This window comes from Desulfosarcina ovata subsp. ovata (assembly GCF_009689005.1).
GTDB classification, from domain to species: domain Bacteria; phylum Desulfobacterota; class Desulfobacteria; order Desulfobacterales; family Desulfosarcinaceae; genus Desulfosarcina; species Desulfosarcina ovata.
In genome coordinates, this window is record NZ_AP021879.1 from 6,350,264 (window position 1) to 6,371,615 (window position 21,352).

Below are 21,352 nucleotides of genomic sequence, written 5' to 3' on the forward strand. Positions count from 1 at the left end.
GCACCGCTGTGATAGAGGTCATTGGTAAGATTCTATTTTTGAAACAGCCCGATGTAAAGAAGAAAAATAAATCCATCTAAACGATGAATATTATTCAGTTGCTGACTGTGGTAATGGCTGAGGGGAAAACCCATGACTACCCGATGGGTCCATCTACCCCCAATGTTGCAACATCGGAGTCTGTTTTTAAACAACACCGGCTTCTATTCGAGTAAATGGATATTCTTCTTTATACAGATATCCTTAAGCTGCTTGGGCCATACCGAGACGGTCACCTCCCCAAGATGCGCCGTCCGCAATAGGTACATAAAGGTCCTGGACTGCCCGATACCGCCACCGATACTGAGTGGAATCCGATCATTGATAATCGCCTGGTGGTACGGGAGACTGAGAAAATCTTCCTGGTCTGACATGTTAAGCTGTATTTTCAAGGTTTCCTTCGTCACCCGGATGCCCATCGACGACAACTCGTGACGTCGTTTGGTCACGGGGTTCCAGACCAGGATGTCACCATTCAGCCCATGATACGGTTCTCCGTCTTTGACGATCGTCTCGCTGGCCCAATCGTCGTAATCGGCGGCGCGCATCTCATGGGGGTAGCCGTCCTTCAACGGCCAACCGATGCCAATGATGAAGACCGCCGGCGCGTGCTCCATAAGAATCCGGGTCTCACGCTGCTTCCGGGGGAGGTCCGGGTAGCGGTCAAGTATCTCCTCGGCGTGGAGAAACGTGAGCTTCTCCGGAAAGTCCGGGTAGTTGGAAGTCCTTAGCTGGGGATACATCTCCTGAACCATGGTGCCTGCCCCCCGGATCACCTTCCATATCCGCGTAACGATGGTTTTGAGAAAGTCGATGGTACGCTCTTCCCGGTTGATGACCCGTTCCCAATCCCACTGGTCCACGTACGCGCTATGGTCATGGTCAAGGAAGTAGTCCTTGCGCACGGCCCGCATATCGGTGCAGATGCCCTCTCCGACCTTGCAGCCAAACTGATTGAGCGCCATGCGCTTCCACTTTGTGGCGGCCTGTACGACCTGGGCCTGGATGGGGGCCTCGAGTCCCAATCCACAGGGAAATTCCACCGGCGTTCGCGATCCGTCGCGATCCAGGTAGTCGTTCACCCCGCTGTTTTTATCCACGATAAGCGGAACCTGAACCATATTCAGATTGAGCTCCCTGCAAAGATGGGTCTCGATGTAATTCTTTATCGCAAAGACAGCCTTCATTCTCTCCATGGGGGGAAGAAGGGACTGGTAGTTGTCGGGCAGCTCGTGAATGAGTCTGCCATAATCACCGATTCCCGGCCCTGCCAAATCTGTTGTTTTGTCTGTCATGTTGTTTCTTCTCCTGGAGATAACGCTTTCAGGCGTCATCGCCTTCATCCGCATCGCTTCCCTCCACCACCGGCGGCTTCATGATCAGACCGATGGCTTCCCGGGCCGTGACCGCGGCGTCAGGGAAAACGTTCAGCAGGTTGGCGGTGTGGCGCAGATTGTCGGCCGTGCGCATCATCAGCATGGCCAGGTTGCCTTCGGCCATGCCATAATCTCCGGCCACGTTCTCCCAGGGATATCCCGACGCCCAGGCGTGGGTCATGGCCGCCGGGCGCAGGTAGAGCTGGCGGACATCGAATCCCCGGGATTTCATATGGCGGGAAAATCCGGTCAGCTTTTTTTGGATGCGGGTGACCGTTTTTTTCAGGCGGTTGGGCACCAGCCGGCCTTCGAGGCGGTCGTCGGTCTCCCTTTCGTTGACGAAACAGGCGAAAACCCCGGCCATCTGGGCCGCATCCGTGTCGGGCAAAAGCCCCTGACGCAGGCACTCGGCCACCAGGAGGGGCTGGTCCACGCGCAGCTGGGAGGCCCAGACACCGTCGCTGGTGAGGCGGTCATCCGTATCCACAAAGCCAGTCTCCTTGAGAAAGGCCAGGTGGCGCTGGAAATTCTCCCACAGGACTTCGTGGACACCGGCCATGCGGCTTTTCTGGCGGCTTTCCTCGGCATTGGCCATGAGCAGCCAAGTGGCAAAGGAGCGCTTGAGCAGCTCCTCCACCTGGCCGGGAGTGTGGGAGAGCAGCAGGTTGAGCACCATGGAGAAGTTGATGCGGATGCGGCTGACCACCTTGTCCGGCCGCGAGGCCAGCAGTCGCGCCACCAGGCGCAGGTCCATGTAGCGACCGGGGACGGCCAGGGCAAAACCGATGCGATCCATGCCGCGTCGGCCGGCACGGCCGGTCATCTGGTGCAGCTGGGTGGCGTCCAGGGGTATGAATTCGACGCCGTTGAAGCGATCGGAGTTGAAAAAAACCACGGTGCGGGCCGGGAAATTCACACCGGCGGCCACCGTGGAGGTGGCGAACACGGCGGTCAGGAGCCCTTCGGTCATCAGGCTTTCGACCACCAGTTTCCAGCCGGGCAGATGCCCGCTGTGGTGGGCGGCTACTCCGGCCTGCTCCAGGTGGATGCGCTGGCGGTGGTGCGCCAGATGTGGTGAATTGTCGGTCAACCTTTTGATCCGATCGAAGATGCGGGCCTTTTTTTCGTCGGTCAGGGGAACGGCCCCATGGCACAGATTCAGGGCTGCATCACAGTCGCTGCGCGATTTGAGAAAAAAGATGGCCGGTAGCAGATCAAAGGCTTTCAGTACCCGCAAAATATCGCCAAAGGGTGGTAATCCGCGACGACGCGAAAATTCCGGTTCCTTTTTCCCACTGACGAGGCGTTCGACTTTTTTGTGCAGCCGCCTGGCACTGCGTTCCCCCTTGGCTTTCAGGGGCAACAGGGTGCCGCCGGGATCGAGGACCATGGGGTAAAGCGGAACGGGGCGGCGGCGTTCGGCCACCACCCGGCAGGGCCGGCCGCGGATGGCGGTCAGCCAGTCGGCAATGGCACCGGCATTGCCCACCGTGGCCGAGAGCATCAGCAGGGGAATGCGCGGGGGCAGGTAGATCATGGTCTCTTCCCAGACTACGCCGCGCTCCTCATCACCCAGGAAATGGGCTTCGTCCAGAACGACCAGGTCCGTATTCAACGAAACACCCTGGTGCATGGCATCGTAAAGCTGATTGCGCAGAATCTCAGTGGTACCGACAATGACGGGGGCGTCGGGCCGCTCCTTGCGGTCACCAGTCAGAATGCCCACCTGGTTGGTACCGAAAATCTCGGAAAACTCGATCAATTTGGCATTGGTCAGGGCCTTGAGCGGTGAGGCATACCATGCGCGTCCGCCGTCATCGAAGACACGGCGAATCGTCTGGACGGCAATCCAGGTTTTTCCGGCGCCGGTGGGGGCAGTGACCAGACAGTCCGATTCGGTCATTGCCGCCACGGCTTCGGTCTGGAACCGATCGGGGCGGAAGGGCCGGTTTTTCGGGGTGCCGATGTCGGAAAAGACCGACTTGAGCTGCGGGTCGGCATCGGGAGAGAAGTGGGATTGCCGGGCCGATCGCCGGCCCTGATGCTTTTTCCGCGAGGGATACCGTCGGCGCCCCCGGGGGGCGCCTTTGGGAGGTCTGTTCATCAGTAATTCATAATTTATCGATAATGTCGGCGACCACATCCTTGGCCGTCGATGCGGTTTCGTAGGGGGAGGCTCCGGAAAGGTCGGCCTCGATGAGATCGTTGTCGTAGGGCAGGAAACCGAGAAATTCAAACCCATTCAAATGGGTACGGAGAAACTCCTCGTCTTTGGGGCTGCGGATTTTGTTGCCCACCACGGCAATGTTTTTCAAAAAGATTTCCCCGGCCAGGCGTTTGATATGCTCGGCCGTCTCGATGCTGCGGCGTCCGGGTTCGACGACGACGATCAGTTTGTCCACGGCCTGGGCGGTAGCCCGGCCCAGATGCTCAATGCCGGCTTCCATATCCATGATCACCACTTCGTTACGGCCTAGGACCACATGGGTGACCAGGGCCTTGAGCAGGGTCGACTCCGGGCACAAACAACCGCCACCGCCCTTTTTAACGCTTCCCAGACGCATCAATTTGATGTTGTCCAACTGGGTGGAGAGGGTGTCGGGGATGTCGTCCACTTTGGGATTGAGTTTGAAAAAACCACCGATGGTCCCGGGTTGGGCGCCGGTGCGCTCGAAAATCATTTCCTTCATTTCGGCGATGGGGGTGATCTTGTCGGCGTCGACGATGCCCAAGGCCGCTGCCAGATTGGCGTCCGGGTCCGCATCGATGGCCAGTACTTTTTTCCCCCGGTCGCTCAGGGTCCGGGCCAAAAGTGCCGAGAATGTCGTCTTGCCCACCCCGCCTTTGCCGCTGACTGCCAGTTTCATATGTCTATCCTTTCATGCCCGTGCACATGGCCATGGTTCGTTGAAGAGAGAGGGCGTCCACAAATGATTGAAAAACCGTTTGCGCGCCAAATCAAACGATGCGGATAATATAAGACAGGTTGCCAGTTGAGCAAGGAAAACCAGCGAACAGAAAAATGACCCGCTTGACCGTTTCCCCGGATATGGTGTTTAAGATAATGTTTCTGGCAAGATCAGAGGGAGGAAGCTGTATAATGAATACCGCGACGACCGATAACGCAGCCCAAAAACATTATCTTGAGTACCAGAGCGGATATGTAAACGTGCTTTGCGCGACCCCATGGCACCCGCCATATTGCGCCTTACCCATTGACTGAACGGACAACCATTACTGTGAATGCCACCAACGCCCACCAACCGATCATCCTGGCCCCGGCCGGCAACCGGGCCGCTTTTCTGGCCGCCCTGGCCGCCGGCGCCGATGCCATCTATTGCGGTCTCAAATCCATGTCGGCGCGCATGGAGGCCAAGAATTTCTCTCTTGAGGAACTTGCCCAACTGGTGCGACTGGCCCATGATCGGGGAACGAAAGTTTATGTGACGCTCAATACACTGATCAAACCGGATGAAGTGCAGCCGGCCGGCCAGATCATCGATATTCTCGGCCGCCAGGTCCGGCCCGACGCCCTGATCGTCCAGGACCCGGGAGTTGTGGGGCTGGCCCGCCAGGCGGGATTCGACGGCGAAATTCATCTCTCCACCCTGGCCAACGTCAGCTTCCCCAGGGCCCTGGGATTCGTCGCCCGCCACTTGAACGTGGACCGCGTGGTGGTTCCCCGGGAACTCTCCATTGACGAGATCAAGGCCATGGCCGGCGCCTGCCCCAAAACCTTGAGCATTGAGGCCTTTATCCATGGGGCACTCTGCTACGGTGTTTCCGGCCGTTGTTACTGGAGCAGCTACATGGGCGGCAAAAGCGGGCTCCGGGGAAGGTGTGTCCAGCCCTGCCGGCGCTATTATCGTCAGGGCGGGCAGGCCGTCCGGACCTTCTCCTGCCAGGATTTTTCCGTGGACGTACTGGTCAAGATTCTGGGGCAGGTGAAAAAAGTGGTTTCCTGGAAGATCGAGGGGCGCAAAAAAGGGCCCCACTACGTCTATTACACGGTGACTGCCTATCGCATGCTTCGGGACCAGGGGCACGACGTGAACATCAAACGCGATGCACTGGCGCTGCTGGACCAGGCGCTGGGTCGGGAGCGGTCGCACTACCGGTTTTTGCCCCAGCGTCCCCAGACCCCCATCGATACCCGGCGACAGACCGCCTCGGGGCTTTTCATGGGCAAGGTGCAGGGACCGGCCAAAAACCCATGGGTCGTCGTCCGCCACACGCTTTTGCCTGGCGATGTCCTGCGCATCGGCTACGAGGACGAGGCGGTCCACAGCATCTGCCGGGTGACCCGGCATGTGCCCCAGAAAGGACGCTATCCCTTGAAGCTGGGCGGAACGCGGACGCCCCGGTCCGGGGCACCGGTGTTTCTCACCGATCGCCGCGAAAAAGCGCTGGAAGCGATGATCGCCGAGGTGGAGGCGGGGGGGGCACCGCCAGAGGAGATCGGGCCGTCCACGTTCACTACCACGCTTCCCACGCCCATGCTGAAAAAACAGCGGCCACTGGAGATGCGCGTGGGGCGCACGCCGACCCGCAGCACAGGCCGCCATGCCACGGGCATCTGGCTTTCCGAGACCGCCGTGGCCAACATCGGCCGGTCGGCTGGCGAAAACCTGTGGATCTGGCTGCCGCCGGTGCTCTGGCCGGACGACCAGGACCGCGTCGCCGGTCTGGTGAGCCGGAGTCTGGAAAAAGGCGTGCGCCGGTTTGTTCTCAACATGCCCTGGCAGATGGCCCTGTTCAACCGTCCCCAGGGACTGACCCTGTGGGCCGGGCCGTTTTGCAATGCCGCTAATGCCCTCTGCCTGGAAAGCTTCCGCACCCTGGGGTTTGCCGGCGCCTTTGTGAGCCCCGAACTGGGGGAAACGGGTATCCTCACCCTGTGCCGCCAGCGGCCGCTTCCCCTGGGCATCGTGCTTTCCGGCCACTGGCCGCTTTGTATTTCCCGTACCCTGGCCGACGGGATGAAACTGCGTGTGCCCTTTGAAAGTCCGCGGGGAGAACAGGCCTGGGCCGAGCAGCACGGACCGGACTACTGGATTTTTCCCAACTGGAAACTGGACATCACCGAAAAGCGCCGGTTGCTTGAACAGGCCGGCATGCAGATGTTTGTCCACCTGGACGAGCCGGTGCCGCCCACGGTGACGCTTAAAAAGCGACCCGGGTTGTGGAATTGGAGCATCGGGCTGAAATGAATTGTGGATTTTTAATCTGAAAACTGGAATTTGCTTCAGGCCGAACCGCTGAAGCCGCTGTATTCGTCACCGTACTCGCTCATTTCCACACCGTAGACGTCCTCGCCGTCAAAGGAGAAAACGATGTGGGAAGGATCGATGGTGCCGTCCGCGGTTTCATTTTGCCGCACGGTAAAGCCGACGGTGGCCGTGTAGGTGTCGGGATCGTAAATGACGTAGTCGGGGTAGTAATCGAGACTGATCTCCGTGGAGGGGATTTCGTCTCCGTAGTTATAAGTGGTCGCGACGTTGTCACCATCCGCGCGGGTGATGCTCCAGTTGTAAACGTTGGTGACCGATGCGATGTCCATGCCCTTGGAGAACTGGAACACCATGGTCATGCTCAACTCGGCTCCGGCGTTTTCCAGGTAACTGTCGATGGCCGACACGGGATATCCCGAGGATGTCTGGTAGGGAAACGTGCTGGTCGCGTAGGCAAAGGAAATTTCCGGATTTTCGACCTGATCGATATACAACTCGAGCGTTTCGGCCAGATCTTCATCCAGCTCTTCCAGGCCTTCCTGAATTTCCCTTGCCACCTCAAATTCACCCACATCGGCGTAAGCGTACCCCATTTCCGCATAGGCATCGTAAAATGTCGGATCAATCTCCAGGGCGGCTTGGAAGTGCTCGATGGCGGTTTCATAATCTTCCATCAATGCATACATTTTCCCCAGACCGTAGTCGCCGGCATAGCTGTCGGGATCGGATCGCTTTACCTTGTTAAACTGGTATTCCGCCTCTTCGTAGTCTTCGACTTTCAGCAGGGACTCACCATAGGCGTAACGGTTTTCGGCGGAGTCATCGATTTCCACTGCCTTGCCGTACTGGACCACGGCATCCTCATACCGTTCTTCCGAATAATAGAGCTGGCCCAGCGCCGTGCGGAAATCTGCATTGTCGGGATCCCGCATGACGGCCGCTTCATAGGTTTCGATGGCTTTGTCGGTTTCATCCAGTTCTATGTAGGTCTGGGCCAGATATTTGGTGGCATCGGAACTGTAATCCGAATCCGGATCGAGGGAGATGGATGCTGCAAACGCTTTGGCGGCCTCTTCATAATCGCCATTGGAGTAATACGTGATGCCACTGTTCAGGAAATTTTCGGCCATTTCCGCCAGGCCGTCTTCTTCGCTGGCCAGGATGGAAAAAATGTCGGTGGCATCCTGTTCGTCCAATACGGTGCCGGTTGATGTCGACCAGGAAAGTGAATTCGCCAATACGTCTTCTATGCCGCTCATTGATGGGCCTCCTGCCTTGATGTCATTCGCCAGGGCGGATGGTTATTGATTCATCCGCTTGCCGGGCCGTTTTCAGCCGGGCAGGTGATTTCCATCTAACACTCCCCAATGTACCGGAAACCACTTGATTCTGGTTTCGACTGTTTCAAAAATGACTTTAGGGATTTTGGGTTACACGCGAGTAACTTTGTGTAATTCCGGTCCAGCGGCTGCGTGGGAACCAAAATCCCATTGAATTGGAGCACTGGAATGGTATGGTGGGCTTCAGAATAAGAAATCGCGTCATTCTGGTCGGCATATCGTTGATAAATTTAAAATTCTATTGATCAGTGAAGGAGCTTTGAATGGCCGCCACCATATTTCATATCACAACGATTGAGGTCGATCTCAATACCGGAATTGATATCCAGGACATAACCGACGATCTGAACCGCATCATTGGCCGCTCCGGCATTGAAAATGGAATTGCCAATGCCTGTATCGTGGGGAGCACGGGCAGCTTGACCACAATCGAGTTCGAACCGGGGGTTGTTCAGGACCTGAAAGATGCGATTGACAGGATCGCGCCGGAAAACCTTGCCTACGCCCACGAATTGGCCTGGCACGACGGCAATGGCCATTCCCATGTCCGAGCGGCATTGTTGGGGCCGTCAATCGCCCTGCCGATCAGGAAAGCCTGTTTGAAATTGGGGACGTGGCAACAAGTCGTTGCGATCAATCACGATAATAGAGCCAGGAAGCGTTCAATTGAAGTGACGTTGATTGGTGTTTGATTTCGGCATCATTCTCACACCCTGGCCGTTTCATTTGAGAAATGAGCTGCGGTAAAAAGGACAGGTCCCTTTTTGAAAAAGCAATCAAGACACTGGCAGAACTTGTCAATCAAACTGAAGACATAACCCTATCTGACAGATGGTGAACGTCGATACGGAAAAATTCTCTTTGAAATATGCCACGAGCTTTTGCAAACTGGTATGCGCGGTCGTCCTCGAAAAGTGTTGAAAAAGGGGGCCCGAAATCAGAAACCGTGACGAGCGCAGAGCAGTCGTGCAAGATGAACAGGGAATATGCTTCCGATCCAACGAAGTCACCGATCTGCTGTCCCGTGTGGACGTCCCAGACCCTCGTGTGGTCGCTCCCGACCGTGATGACGAGCGCGTCGTCGGGGCTGAACGCTGCCCCGAGAACCCCATCGGCGTGACCGAAGAGCTCGTGCACGAGCAAGCCATCTGGCACGCTCCAGATCCTTCCCATGGAATCACGGCTTATCGTTACGAAGAGCGAGCTGTAACGTTCCTCTGTGATGAGCGCCCGCCGACGGCCGGTCCGCATGTCCCAGGCGCCGATCTCCGTTGTGGATACCAGGGCGATCACCGTACTGCGGTCGGCGCTCAATTTGGGAACCTCGGCCGGTTGTTTCTTCCCCTCCAGAGCGGGCAGTGCCACTCCATATACACATCAGAAGCGCTCCACGTCACGGCGAAGCGCCCCTCGTGATCGAATGCGGCGCCCGCCACAGGATCGAGGTAGGGCGAGAGCGAACGCGTTTTTCCGCTTTCCAGATCGCGGATCACTGGACGACCCTCTATGATCGCCAGCTCATATCGTGGCGGCGGCGCCACGGCCGGCGAAACGGTGGTCGGGTCGACGGCGACCGGCGCACAACCGTCGGCTGTGAACACGTGCCCACCTTCACCGACGATCCGGTCGCCATCGGTACTAAACCGTCCACGCTCCCCCGTGGGGAGAGAGCAAATCAGTCGACCGGTGGTTGCCTCCCACAGCGCCTGCATGCATTCATCCCCATCGTCCGCACCGCAGACCGTGCCCAGGACCCGCTCCCCCGACGGCCCGAACCGAGCTTCCACAATTCGACCGTTGGTCCTGAGCCGTGCACGCAGGTGCGATCGCATGAGCGCCTCCCGGAGGGCAGACTTCGCCTCCGGCGTATCATCGGTTTCGACGGCGTCAACGCCGAGTCGGACGCTCTCATGCGGATCGACGAGAAGTGGCTCCTCCTTGACGACCATTTTGTCAACGACTTATTCCCAACAAAAAGTGACATCGCTGTGGGAAATCATTGAAAAAGGAACTATTGATAAAATCATATTCCGTACGATCAAGAATGGTTTTGAATATAAGATTCAAATTTGAGTAACAGCCCTTTCTGGAGTATGGTTAACCGGTGAATTTGACACTCACCAACCCTGAAACACCCTATCTCCGGCCGGTCATCCCCGTCACCCTGGCGTTGTTGGCCGGTATTGGATGGGGTGCGCATCGGCCCGGATACTTACCATTGGCCCTCATGGTGCTGCTGGTGGCCGGTTTTTTTCTTTTCCATCGCCTGCGGCAGCGTAAACCAGGGTGCTGGGCCCCCCTGCTGGCCGTCGCTGCGGCCGGGTACCTTTCCATGGTGCCCTGGATCTCACCGCATTATGCGCCGGATCACATCGTCCACTATCTTGACGACGATTATTGGCGGGTTCAGGCCACCGTGGTCGAGCCTGCCGTGGCGCGTCTGGGGCGCGCCCGCAGCATAGTGGCGGTCGATTGCCTCAGCCGTGATCATGTTTCGCGGTCCGTCCGGGGCCGGATCCGCCTAACCGTGATGGGGCGATCGGAGCTGGCTCGCGGAGATCGGATTTGTTTCCCGGCCCGGCTGCGCCCCTTTCGTAATTTTCAAAATCCCGGCGCCTTCGATTATCGGCGCCATATGGCTTTCCAGGGCATTCATGCCAGCGCCTGGGTGCGGGCCGAGCGGATCAAACGGGAGGAGCGGCGGACGGTTTCTCCGGTCCAAAGACGGCTCGACGCCATCCGTGATCGCCTCGGCCGCCTGATCGACACGGCCGGTGAACGGTCGGCCGCTGCGGCCCGGGCGGTGCTCAAGGCGCTGGTATATGGGGATCGGTCGGGCATCGACAACGACTTGCGGGAGCGGTTCAACCGCGCCGGCGTGGGCCACCTGCTGGCCATTTCCGGGCTGCATGTGGGTATTGTCGCCAGCGTGGCCTTCGCCGGCTTCCGGTGGTTGTTTGCCCTCTTCCCCGCGCTTTTGTGGCGTGGGTGGGGGCGACGTTGGGCTGCCGCGGCAACCCTTTTGCCGGTGCTGGCCTACGGGGTTCTTGCCGGTATGTCCGCCTCCACCCAGCGGGCCGAGATCATGGTGGGGGCGTTTCTGGGAACCCTGATCATCGGGCGCGGTCATGACATTTTAAATACCCTGGCCGTGGCCGCCCTGATCATCCTGCTGATTTTTCCCCCGGCGCTCTTTTCCATCTCGTTCCAGCTCTCTTTTGCCGCTGTCGTGGCCATCGCCTATGGCCTCCGCAAAATCGCTCCGATGGCGGAACCGGCCGGCCGGAGGCGGCCGCTGAAACGGGTGGCGGCCTTCATTCTGGTGTCGGCCCTGGCCATCGCCGGCACCACGCCGGTGGTGCTGGCCCACTTTAATCAGACCTCCCTGGTGGGCATTGCGGCCAACCTGGTGCTGATTCCATTGGCCGGATTTTTGGCGGTACCCTTGGGACTTTTCTCCGCGCTTCTTGCCTGGGTTTTCGAACCGGCGGCCCAAGTGGGGTTCCGCCTGGCGCTCGAGACCATCGAGATTTCCCTGGCGGGGGTCGACGTTTTTGCGGGCCTTCCCTTTGCCGCTTTTAAAACCGTTACGCCTTCATTCCTGGAGATCACTTTATATTATCTTACCGGTTGGGCTGTGCTGAACCTTCGAAATCTGCGACCGGCGCCCTGGGTCCTGGCCGCGTCGCTGCTCATGGCCACGGCCGACGGCCTGTACTGGGCAACCGTCCGATTCTGGCATTCGGATCTCAGGGTGACGGCCATCGATGTGGGGCAGGGCGGTGCCACGCTTCTGGAACTGCCCGGTGGCCAGGTCTTTCTGGTGGACGGCGGCGGTTTTTCCGACAATCGCCTTTTCGACATGGGCCAGCGGGTGGTGGCACCATTTTTATGGCGCAAAAAGATCGCCACCGTGGACATCCTGGTTCTCTCGCATCCCGATGCGGATCACTTGAACGGTCTGATTTATGTGGCCCGGCATTTCAACGCCCGGGAGTTGTGGACCAACGGGGATGCCCACGCCACCTTCGGCTACCAGGCGCTGATGGCGGCCTGCCGGGAAAATGGGATCCAGGTGCGGCAAATGACCGCCGATGCATGCGGGACCGTCGTCGGCGGGGTCCACCTGGCGGTCCTGCATCCACCGGCGGGAGTTCCCGGTGAGCCACGGGCCATCGATCGGGCCGATCGCAACGACGATTCGCTGGTACTGAAGGCGACGTTCGGGACGGTCAGCTTTCTGCTCACCGGTGATATTACCATGCCGGCCGAACAAGTCCTCGTGACGCAGGTTGGCGAACACCTGGCCAGCACGGTCCTTTTCGCTCCCCATCACGGTTCGCGGACATCCAGTTCTCCGGTGCTGATCGATGCGGTCAGACCGGATTGGGTGCTGGTCAGCGCCGGCGCTGGCAACCGCTTCGGCTTTCCCCATCCGGAGGTCATCGACCGCTACCGGCGGTCAGGTTGCCGGATCGTCTGTACCTGCACTCATGGCGCCGCTCTGATGCGCACTGACGGCAGGACTTTGGAGGTCGATACGGTTGTGACGGCGGGTGATCAACGGCGCTTCTGACAACCAACCGACCGAAGCTGCGATTTCTCATTTTCAAGCTTGATTTGACATCCGCTTTTCAAAAATATTAAAAAAGATATATCAGTCTCATCCAGATTTTTTGATTTTGTTTTGTCATACTGCCCGTTGATATTTTGTCTAACCCATAGAGGTGTGCCATGTATATCCCGCAGACAGAGCTGTTTTGGGGATTGAATCAGCATGTGGTCAGCCGCGTCATGGCCATTGCCGAGCGCCAGGTGTTCAACCCCGGCGATGTGCTTTTTCACCACGGTGATGCCGCCCGATTTCTTTACATCCTTGCCCAGGGCGAAGTGAAGATCGCCATGGATGAATCCGGCAAATGTGTTTATACCGGTAACCGGGTCGGCGAAGCGTTCGGCTGGGGCTGCCTCGTCAATTGCGACACCTATGGCGGCAGTGCCGTTTGTGAAACGCCGGTGGTGGTCCTGCGTATTGACCGGGAACGGTTGCTCAAGCTGTTCGACAGCGACATGGAAAGCGGCTACCTTTTTTTCAAGCATCTGTCCTGTGCCCTGGGATGCCGATTGGTCCAGGCGTGCCAGCAGGTGCCTTCAACCGGCTGATGCCGAACCACGAAAGGAAATTATGCAAAATCCAGATATTCGGGATACCCTGCAATCTTGCGGATTTCTTAAAAACATCTCTCCGGCGCACCTGGAGACGATTTCAGCATTCTGCGATATCGACCAATACGCGGCCGGCGAATACATTTTCAGGCAGGGGGATTTTGGCGATGATCTATTTATTATCGCCGACGGCTATGTTTTTCTCGAACGCGCCATGGACATCGGCAGTCACAAAGGTTCGGTGGTCATCGATGCCCTTGGGAAAGGGCGTACGCTGGGTTGCTGGTCGACGCTTCTCGGCGAGCCGCACGTGCTCATGTCATCGGCCAACTGTCAGAAAGATTCGACGGTGATCCGGATCAAAGGCAGTCAGTTGCGCAAATGCATGCTGGAAGATACCCCGTTCGGCTTTTTCATGCTCGAGCGGCTCAGCTTTTTGTTGCGTGAGCGCATTCAGGCCGCCTATGGAGCCATGGACAAAATTTAATCGTTGTGATAACTACCAACTAGTTTTGAGATAATACCATTTACAAAAATGAAGGGTATTGCCACATCCGAGGGGTGGATTCACCGGCTGGGTTCCCCCCTGAGGGCACGGCGTTCACTGTCTGCGCAAACCGGCGCAGAAGAATATTCTGGTTTTGAAGCCATTGTTGAAAGTGACCATGACGCATCATACACTTACCGCTGAAGATAAGGCCCGCCTGGACGACCTGAGGACGCAGATCGACATGGCGCAAAAAGGTCGTGGAGAATTGATTCCGCTGCTTCAGGTGGCCCAGAAAACCATCGGCTACCTGCCCGACGAGGCCCTGGCCATGGTGGCCGATCATCTGGAAATCACCCGGTCCGAGGCCTATGGGGTTGCCTCCTTTTACAACCAGTTCCGCTTTACCCCACCGGGCAGGAATCCGGTCAAGGTTTGCATGGGAACGGCCTGCCACGTCCGTGGCGGCGAGATCATCCTGGAGAATTTCGAGCGCAAACTGGAAATCGCCGAGGGTGAGACCACCGCGGACCGTGAGTTCAGTATCGAACGGGTGGCCTGTGTGGGCTGCTGCGCCCTGGCGCCGGTGGCCCTGGTGGGGGATACCCTGCACGGCCATATGGCTCCGAGTAAGGTGGAGGGACTGGTTCTTCGCGTTCGCCTGGAAAAAGAAAAAGCGGAAAGGGAGGCCGCCCGATCATGACTGCAGATGACAGCCCTATCCGTACGGCCTACCAGGTCCTTGCCGACGAAGCGACCGCCCGCAAGGAGGCTTTTGATCAGAGCCCGCTTCCCAAGATTCATATCGGCATGGCCACTTGCGGCATTGCCTCCGGCGCCCTGGAGACCCAGGCGGCGTTCGAAACGGCCCTGGCCGAGCGGGGTGTCGAGGCCCATGTCCATACCGTGGGCTGTGTGGGCCACTGTTACGCCGAACCGGTGGTGGTGATCGACCATCCCGATTCGGGGTTCCCGCCGATTCTCTATCCCGAGGTGACGCCGGGCAAGGCCAAGATGCTGGTGAAACTTTTTCTGGAAGAGGGCGATCCGCGATTCGAGCACATCATGGGGGCCACCGTGGAAAACGAGATGATTCCATCGGTGACCGAGTTTGCCCGTTTCAACCGTGAAAAACGGGTGATCATGGACCGCTGCGGACGGATCGATCCCGAGCAGATCCACGAGTATCTCGCCGACGGCGGATACCACGCGCTGGTCGAGGCCCTGTGCCAGCCACCCGAGGCGCTGATTGACACGATCGAGGCGGCCGGGCTCCGGGGACGCGGTGGCGCCGGATTTCCAACGGGCAGGAAATGGCGGTTCGCCCGGGCCGCGACCGGCACGGACAAACTGATCGTCTGTAACGCTGACGAAGGCGATCCCGGTGCCTACATGGATCGTACCCTCTTGGAGAGCAATCCCCACCAGGTGATCGAGGGCATGCTCGTTGCAGCCATCGCCGTGGGGGCGACGGGGGGGCTCTTCTACGTGCGTGCCGAATATCCCTTGGCGGTTCGCATTCTCACCCAGGCGATCGAACAGGCGCGTGAGTGCGGGGTGTTGGGCAAGAATATTCTGGGCAGCGGTATGGATTTCGATATCGACCTGTTCCAGGGTTCCGGTGCCTTTGTGTGTGGTGAGGAGACCGCCCTGATTCATTCGGTGGAGGGATATCGCGGCATGCCCCGGCACCGTCCGCCTTTTCCGGTGGAGCGGGGATTGGACGGCCGGCCGACGGTGATCAACAATGTCAAGACGCTGGCCACGGTGCCGCCCATCGTTGAGAAAGGGGCCGACTGGTTCCGCGGTATCGGCACGGCTGACAGCCCGGGGACGGCGGTTTTCTCCGTGGTGGGCAACGTGACCCATCCCGGACTGGTGGAGATTCCCATGGGGGTGACCCTGCGGGAGCTGATCTTCGATATCTGCGGCGGTATTCCCAACAAGAAAAAGTTCAAGGCGGTACAGATCGGTGGTCCCTCGGGGGGCTGCCTGTCGGCTGATTTCCTGGACACTCCGGTGGATTTCGATGCCCTGACCCGGGCCGGTGCCATGATGGGGTCCGGCGGTATGGTGGTGATGGACGAGGATGCCTGCATGGTGGATGTTTCGCGGTTTTTTCTCGACTTCACCCAGAAAGAGTCGTGCGGCAAGTGCACTTTTTGCCGCATCGGAACCCGCCATCTGCTGGATATTCTGCGCCGGATCACCCGCGGCGAAGGCCGCGAGGGGGACATTGAACAGTTGGAGTCCCTGAGCCGGGCCGTCAAAGCGGGCTCCCTGTGCGGTCTGGGCAAGACCGCACCCAACCCGGTGCTCACCTCCCTGGCCTACTTCCGTGACGAGTACGAGGCTCACATCAAGGAGGGGCGCTGCCCGGGAAGAGCCTGCCGCCCGTTAACCGCGTTTTACATTGACCTGGAAAAATGTGCCCGTGGTTGTGATGCTTGCGTGGGATGCTGCCCGGTGGATGCGGTGTTTACCACCAGCAATCGCAAGAAAGGCATTGACCAGTCCTTGTGTGTCAAATGCGGCGAGTGCATGGTCGCCTGCCCGCCGGACTACGATGCCGTGGTTAAGATTTCGCCGGCCCATCTGGCTCCGGTCATCGAACGGCCACCGGAGAAAAAGGATTGATGTTCCCTTTGTGTTGCACCTGAAGATTAAGCATTGCCGGCCGATGTATCCGGCATGAAAGGACCGAAGCGATAAAATGGTGACCTTGACCGTGGATGGCCGGACCATCCAGGCACCTGAGGGAAGCAGCGTGTTGGCGGCCTGCCTGTCTGCCGATATTTACATTCCCCACCTCTGCTGGCTGGAGGGAGACACGCCGGATGATGCACCGGCCGCCTGCCGCCTCTGCCTGGTGGAAATTGAGGGCTTTTCCCAGCCGGTGACCGCCTGCAGTCAGACCGTGGAAAACGGCATGACCGTGCGAACCGACACTGACGCGGTTCGCGAACTCCAGAAGACCGCCTTTAAACTGCTGCTCTCCGTTCACCGCGTGGACTGCAAGCACTGTCCGGCCAACAAGGCCTGCGGCCTGCAGGCGATCGCCAAATTTTTGGGAACCGGCCTGACCTGCAAACCGTTTGAGTCGGTCTTCAAAGAACCGGAGGTCGACAGCCGCCATCCGTTTTTCGACTATTACCCCAACCGGTGTGTGCTGTGCGGCATTTGCGTGCGACGTTGCGATCAGGCTGGTGCGGTCTCCGGACTGAGTTTTGCCGGCCGGGGATTCGATACCGTGGTGGGGTATTTTGACGTTGATCCGACTGCCGCCGCCCATTGCAGCGAATGCCGGGCCTGTGTCGACGCCTGTCCCACCGGTGCACTGGTTATCCGGGAGCCCGCCGAAGGATAACCCATGGCTCGAATCCTTGTTATCGATGATGACGATACGATTCGCCTTTCTCTGCGTCTGACCTTGGAAGATGCGGATTATGACGTTGCCGAAGCGGCCAATGGGGAGGAGGGGCTCGCCCTGATGCGTGCCGGTTCCTTCGACTTGGTCATTACCGATATCTTTATGCCTGAAAAAGAGGGCATCGAGACCATCGACGAAATCCGGCGCAATTATCCCGATACAAAAATCATCTCGATCTCCGGGGGCGGTCGCATGGATCCGGATGCGTATCTGGATATCGCCGAGCGGGTGGGAGCGGACCAGTCACTAAGCAAACCCTTCGATATCCAGTTGCTGCTGGATATGGTAGCGAAACTCCTGCAAACCCAATAGCTCGACAAGATCAAAAAAAGGTTAATCGAACCGCTTCTCACCGATTGTATCAAGCTGATTGAAAAATTGGTCGGCATCAAGAAACCCCTCGGGGGTGATGGGAAAGGATGCCATCGTTTCGATCATGGCGTTGCGGATTTTGGTGAATTCGCCCTCGAGTTGTACATAGGGCCTGGCCCGTTCGTCCTCGAGCAGCCGCATCAGCGCCCCGATGCGAGTCATCAGCGAAAAGAACTTGGACCCCAGGTTGTCGAACTCCCGAGCAATAGCCACGCCAAAACGGTTAACCGCATTGTCGGCAAAATGGACGGTCTGAACTTGTCCAGTCTCTTCATCGACGATCTCCAGCCCTTCCCCCGGTGTGTGTGCCAGGGGCATCTGGTTCAGGGCCGCTGCATTGCCCACCTTCAGGGCATACAACAGTTCGTCGGGTTCGACGGGCATGTTCCACCGGGCCATGATGATAAACTCCTTTGGGCGATTCCTTTTTCCGCCGATACCGTTTAGCGTAGGCGGCCTTTTTCTTTCATCATAGCGGCATGGCTTCCGCCTTGCAACCTTTAACCCGTATTCCCCAAACACCGATGGAAAGGAACCCATCATCCGTGAAAAAGATCCTTATTTGCTTTGCGGCCGGCTGTCTGGGCGCCCTGGTGAACAGTCTGGTGGTCTGGCAGGCCGGCGAACTGGGGCTTGCCCGATGGGCCGGTGTGGCCATGGCTCCTGCCCTGAGTGCCCGATGGCTCTACCCGCGGATTGTCTGGGGCGGTCTCTGGGGCCTGCTCTTCGTGCTGCCGTTTTTGAAATCCCGCGTTCTGCTCAAGGGGACCCTGATCAGTCTGGTCCCCACGGCGGTCCTGCTCTTTTTTCTCTATCCCTTTAAAATGCACAAGGGCATGCTGGGCATGAACCTGGGCATGTGGACGCCGGTCTTGGTGCTGGTGTATGGTTGGGTATGGGGGGTGACGACGGCGGCGACCATCCGTTTTTCCCGATAATTTTTCCACCATCCGGGCGGCGGTGGCCGCTGATGCCGGTTCCCACAGTTTGAACAGCCCCGGTCATATTTTCCCGCTGAAGGCCCGTAGCGGCGGCGTCCTGGAACGTCCCGGCCATACCGAGGCCAGTGTGGACCTGATGGCACTGGCCGGCCTGAAGCCTTGCGGAGTGCTCTGCGAGCTGACCAACCCGGACGGTACCATGGCGCGCCTTCCCGAAGTGGTGGCCTTTTCGGGAAAACATCAGATGCCCGTTCTCACCATTGCGGACCTGGTGGCCTATCGCCGGAGCCTGATGAAAAAGGCGGGGTAATCCATTGTCCGGTAGGCCCTCAACCCCATAGATGAGGTTATCTACCATGCGGATCGTCGACCTGAGCCATGTTCTTGAAGCGCAAATGCCCCTTTTCCCCGGCACTGAGCCGCCGCGGTTCGCGGACAGCGCCCGCATCGACACCGATGGATACCGGGAAAAACGCATTACTTTCAGCGTACATACCGGTACCCATCTGGATGTCCCGGCGCATATCCTCGCAGCCGGAGAGACCTTGGATCAGCTGCCTGTGGAGACCTTCTGCGGTTTGGCCTTTATTCTGGACCGGTCACGGACGGAGGATGGCCCGATTCAACCGGCCGATCTGGCGGTCCACGAAAAGGCCATTTTGGGATCCGACTACCTGATCCTGAACACCGGTTGGAGCCGCTACTGGGGGGGTGCCCGTTATTTTTCCGATTTTCCCGTGGTCAGCCTGGCGGCTGCCGACTGGCTGGCCCATGCCGGGCTGAAGGGGGTGGGCTTGGATACCCTGTCGGCCGACCCGCTGGATGCACCGGGACTGCCGGTGCACCATCGTTTGCTGGCGGCCGGCATGGTGATTGTGGAGAACCTGACCAACCTGACCGCGATCCCTGCCGACCGTTTCCTTTTCAGCTGCCTGCCGCTGAATATCAAGGACGGTGATGGTTCGCCCGTGCGGGCCGTCGCCATACTGCCATGAAGACCGGCATGCCGCCTTCGGCGTGGAGGCTGCCCAGGAAATCGAGGACCGGGTCGCCACCATGGGGCGGCGTCCTTTCTGCAAACGGCTCAATGCGGATGCCAATGCCCTGGCCCGGGAGATCATCGACGCGGTCAAACAGAGCGAAATCCAATTCGACCGGCAAAGCGGCCATGGCGCCCTGGACGGCGCCGATTTCCAATAGAAATCAAGTGTATTTGGGCATTGGAGAAAGGGAGAAGGCTGTGGGATTCAGCCTTCCAGCTCCACCGTTTCCACCCGTACCCGGGCGGTCCCCTGGTCGTAAAACCCCAGGCGTTTGGCCGCGCCGGCACTCAGGTCGATGATGCGGCCGGCCACGAAGGGGCCCCGGTCGTTGACCCGCACGACGATGCTGCGCCGGTTGGAGAGGTTGGTAACGCGAACGAAAATGGGAAGGGGCAGATGCTTGTGGGCGGCGCTGAGGCCATTGACCCCTAATGGACACACCGAACACCGTCAGCGCTTGCGCACCACCAGGCTGCCGACGGAATAGCCTGCCCCAAAGGAACAGATCACCCCGTGGTCGCCGGGCTGAAGGTCTGCGTGGTACAGGTGAAAGGCGATCAGAGAGCCGGCCGAGGCGGTGTTGGCATAACGGTCCAGCACAATCGGTGCTTCGTCGAAGGTGGCCTCACGTCCGATCAGCTTGGTGCAGATCATTTGGTTCATGCGGATGTTGGCCTGGTGCAGCCACCAGCGTTTGATGTCGGGCACGCTCAGTCCATGCCGGTCGATATGATCGGCCATGTGCCGGATGGCCAGGGGGCAGACCTCTTTGAAGACTCGGCGACCATTCTGGTGAAACAACTTGTCGGGCCCGAAGGGGGCCACATCATTGGCCCGGCTGAGGTGGCCGAAATTGGAGCGCACGTTGCTGGAAAAACGGGTCTGAGCCTGAACGCCGAGGATATCGAAGCTGTGCCGGCCCGTGCAGGTGTCGGCGCGTTCGACGATGGCTGCCGTGGCCACGTCGCCGAAAATAAAATGGCTGTCCCGGTCGCAGTAGTTGACCTGAGGGGTCATCAGTTCCGGATTGATCGCCAGCACACAGTGGGCCGTGCCGGCCGCTACCATCTCGTAGGCGCGGTGCAGTCCGAAGGTCGCCGCCGAGCAGGCCACCAGCATGTCGAATCCGAAACCGTCGATGCCAAGAACCGCCTGCACTTCGATGGCAATCGCCGGGTAGGCCCGCTGGGTATAGGCGCATGAGACGATCACCGCATCGATGTCAGCGCCGGTTTTGCCGGCCGCCGACATGGCCTGCCGCGCCGCTTGAATGGCGATTTCAGCCTGATCGGAGAGAGCTTCTTCCGGTCGTTCCGGGATGATCGGGCGCATGCGGTCGATGTCCAGGATGCCTTCTTTAACATACACATAGCGCTGTTTGATTCCGGCGGCCTTTTCGATGAAGGCCTCTGACCCCTCGGGCTTGGCGTCCATTTCGCCAGCGGTGATGGCCTCGGCGTGGGTCTGATTGTATCGGGCGGCCCAGGCGTTGTAGCTGGCGACCAGTTCCTCATTGGTGACGACATTTTCGGGGGTCCACAGGCCGCTGCCGCTGATAACGACCCGGGGTTGGGCGGATGGTGCCATATCGGTCCTTTATGCTCTGCAACGTTCGTGTTGCGTTAGTATAGCCTTCAAGATAATGTTTTTGGGCGGCGTTATCGGCCGTTGCGGTATGGTTTATACAGCTTCCTCCCTCTGGCCTTGCCAAAAACATTATCGTAAAAGCTGATATGGTTGAACACTTGTCAAGAGAAAAACCTATCCATACCCAAAAAACTTGGGCCAATAATTTTCATCGAGCGTTTGGATAGAGGCGGGGTCTGCAATAACGACGGTAGAGCACTCTGATATTCGCGGGTTGGATACCGCCTGACTAGGCTTCGTCGTGGAGCTGCCTCGGTCTAAAGACGGGAGTTTCGGCCTG

The 21,352-nt window shown here is 58.7% G+C and carries 21 protein-coding genes and 1 pseudogene; 14 read left to right on the forward strand and 8 right to left on the reverse strand.

Annotated elements, in window-relative coordinates; all coding sequences use genetic code 11:
• Positions 1-203: 203 nt before the first annotated feature.
• The 3 genes from asnA to GN112_RS27820 are packed head-to-tail and all read right to left on the reverse strand — an operon-like array spanning position 204 to position 4,282.
• Positions 204-1,334 (reverse strand): aspartate--ammonia ligase, encoded by a 1,131-nt coding sequence (gene asnA, locus GN112_RS27810; protein ID WP_155313147.1) that lies wholly within the window; start codon positions 1,332-1,334, stop codon positions 204-206.
• Positions 1,335-1,362: 28 nt separating this feature from the next.
• Complete coding sequence (locus GN112_RS27815) at positions 1,363-3,519, reverse strand: DEAD/DEAH box helicase (RefSeq protein WP_155313148.1); 2,157 nt, start codon at positions 3,517-3,519, stop codon at positions 1,363-1,365.
• A gap of 7 nt (positions 3,520-3,526) precedes the next feature.
• Entirely contained in the window at positions 3,527-4,282 is a 756-nt protein-coding gene (locus tag GN112_RS27820; protein WP_155313149.1) for an ATP-binding protein, read from the reverse strand.
• A gap of 372 nt (positions 4,283-4,654) precedes the next feature.
• On the opposite strand from GN112_RS27820, the gene GN112_RS27825 reads away from it, so the two are divergent.
• Positions 4,655-6,625 carry a peptidase U32 family protein gene (locus tag GN112_RS27825; RefSeq protein WP_155313150.1) on the forward strand — a complete coding sequence of 657 codons (1,971 nt, stop codon included), beginning with the start codon at positions 4,655-4,657 and terminating at the stop codon, positions 6,623-6,625.
• Between the two features lie 35 nt (positions 6,626-6,660).
• Here the strand turns inward: GN112_RS27825 and GN112_RS27830 are convergent, their stop codons facing one another.
• Entirely contained in the window at positions 6,661-7,905 is a 1,245-nt protein-coding gene (locus GN112_RS27830) for a tetratricopeptide repeat protein (protein ID WP_155313151.1), read from the reverse strand.
• A 344-nt stretch (positions 7,906-8,249) separates the two neighbouring features.
• On the opposite strand from GN112_RS27830, the gene GN112_RS27835 reads away from it, so the two are divergent.
• Complete coding sequence (locus tag GN112_RS27835; protein ID WP_155313152.1) at positions 8,250-8,678, forward strand: secondary thiamine-phosphate synthase enzyme YjbQ; 429 nt, start codon at positions 8,250-8,252, stop codon at positions 8,676-8,678.
• A gap of 38 nt (positions 8,679-8,716) precedes the next feature.
• Positions 8,717-8,915: pseudogene (locus GN112_RS27840) on the forward strand (IS1 family transposase); the annotation flags it as partial.
• A 381-nt stretch (positions 8,916-9,296) separates the two neighbouring features.
• On the opposite strand, the gene GN112_RS27845 reads toward GN112_RS27840, so the two are convergent.
• Positions 9,297-9,935, reverse strand: a complete 639-nt coding sequence (locus GN112_RS27845; protein WP_155313153.1) for a hypothetical protein — start codon at positions 9,933-9,935, stop codon at positions 9,297-9,299.
• A 155-nt stretch (positions 9,936-10,090) separates the two neighbouring features.
• Here GN112_RS27845 and GN112_RS27850 point away from each other — a divergent pair, with 155 nt between their 5' ends.
• The 7 genes from GN112_RS27850 (at position 10,091) to GN112_RS27880 (ending at position 17,381) form a co-directional block, all read left to right on the forward strand.
• A complete protein-coding gene (locus GN112_RS27850) occupies positions 10,091-12,562 on the forward strand; it encodes a DNA internalization-related competence protein ComEC/Rec2 (RefSeq protein ID WP_155313154.1) in 2,472 nt (823 codons plus the stop codon).
• A gap of 158 nt (positions 12,563-12,720) precedes the next feature.
• Entirely contained in the window at positions 12,721-13,149 is a 429-nt protein-coding gene (locus tag GN112_RS27855) for a Crp/Fnr family transcriptional regulator (protein WP_155313155.1), read from the forward strand.
• 22 nt (positions 13,150-13,171) lie between these two features.
• Positions 13,172-13,639 carry a Crp/Fnr family transcriptional regulator gene (locus GN112_RS27860; protein ID WP_155313156.1) on the forward strand — a complete coding sequence of 156 codons (468 nt, stop codon included), beginning with the start codon at positions 13,172-13,174 and terminating at the stop codon, positions 13,637-13,639.
• 178 nt (positions 13,640-13,817) lie between these two features.
• Positions 13,818-14,342: an NADH-quinone oxidoreductase subunit NuoE gene (gene nuoE / locus GN112_RS27865; RefSeq protein WP_155313157.1), complete on the forward strand. Its 525-nt coding sequence runs from the start codon at positions 13,818-13,820 to the stop codon at positions 14,340-14,342.
• The gene (locus GN112_RS27870) at positions 14,339-16,276 is read left to right on the forward strand and encodes an NADH-ubiquinone oxidoreductase-F iron-sulfur binding region domain-containing protein (RefSeq protein WP_155313158.1); all 1,938 of its coding nucleotides are present in this window, start codon (positions 14,339-14,341) and stop codon (positions 16,274-16,276) included. The genes nuoE and GN112_RS27870 overlap by 4 nt, the downstream gene beginning before the upstream one ends.
• A 76-nt stretch (positions 16,277-16,352) precedes the next feature.
• Positions 16,353-17,006 carry a 2Fe-2S iron-sulfur cluster-binding protein gene (locus GN112_RS27875; protein ID WP_155313159.1) on the forward strand — a complete coding sequence of 218 codons (654 nt, stop codon included), beginning with the start codon at positions 16,353-16,355 and terminating at the stop codon, positions 17,004-17,006.
• Between the two features lie 3 nt (positions 17,007-17,009).
• The gene (locus tag GN112_RS27880; RefSeq protein WP_155313160.1) at positions 17,010-17,381 is read left to right on the forward strand and encodes a response regulator; all 372 of its coding nucleotides are present in this window, start codon (positions 17,010-17,012) and stop codon (positions 17,379-17,381) included.
• A gap of 21 nt (positions 17,382-17,402) precedes the next feature.
• Here the strand turns inward: GN112_RS27880 and GN112_RS27885 are convergent, their stop codons facing one another.
• Positions 17,403-17,840, reverse strand: coding sequence for a hypothetical protein (locus GN112_RS27885; RefSeq protein ID WP_155313161.1), 438 nt, complete (start codon positions 17,838-17,840; stop codon positions 17,403-17,405).
• A 146-nt stretch (positions 17,841-17,986) separates the two neighbouring features.
• Between GN112_RS27885 and GN112_RS27890 the strand changes: the two genes are divergently transcribed.
• The 4 genes from GN112_RS27890 to GN112_RS27905 are packed head-to-tail and all read left to right on the forward strand — an operon-like array spanning position 17,987 to position 19,582.
• A complete protein-coding gene (locus tag GN112_RS27890; RefSeq protein ID WP_155313162.1) occupies positions 17,987-18,379 on the forward strand; it encodes a hypothetical protein in 393 nt (130 codons plus the stop codon).
• Between the two features lie 22 nt (positions 18,380-18,401).
• Positions 18,402-18,692 carry a 3,4-dihydroxy-2-butanone-4-phosphate synthase gene (locus tag GN112_RS27895; protein WP_231717156.1) on the forward strand — a complete coding sequence of 97 codons (291 nt, stop codon included), beginning with the start codon at positions 18,402-18,404 and terminating at the stop codon, positions 18,690-18,692.
• A 46-nt stretch (positions 18,693-18,738) separates the two neighbouring features.
• Entirely contained in the window at positions 18,739-19,377 is a 639-nt protein-coding gene (locus GN112_RS27900; RefSeq protein WP_162459148.1) for a cyclase family protein, read from the forward strand.
• Complete coding sequence (locus GN112_RS27905) at positions 19,340-19,582, forward strand: DUF922 domain-containing protein (RefSeq protein WP_155313165.1); 243 nt, start codon at positions 19,340-19,342, stop codon at positions 19,580-19,582. Before GN112_RS27900 ends, GN112_RS27905 begins: the two co-directional genes overlap by 38 nt.
• A 47-nt stretch (positions 19,583-19,629) precedes the next feature.
• On the opposite strand, the gene GN112_RS27910 is transcribed toward GN112_RS27905, so the two are convergent.
• Both GN112_RS27910 and GN112_RS27915 read right to left on the reverse strand, forming a co-directional pair.
• On the reverse strand, positions 19,630-19,866 hold the full coding sequence (locus GN112_RS27910; protein ID WP_155313166.1) for a septal ring lytic transglycosylase RlpA family protein: 237 nt from the start codon (positions 19,864-19,866) through the stop codon (positions 19,630-19,632).
• Between the two features lie 9 nt (positions 19,867-19,875).
• Positions 19,876-21,012 (reverse strand): beta-ketoacyl-ACP synthase III, encoded by a 1,137-nt coding sequence (locus GN112_RS27915; protein WP_155313167.1) that lies wholly within the window; start codon positions 21,010-21,012, stop codon positions 19,876-19,878.
• Positions 21,013-21,352 lie beyond the last annotated feature (340 nt).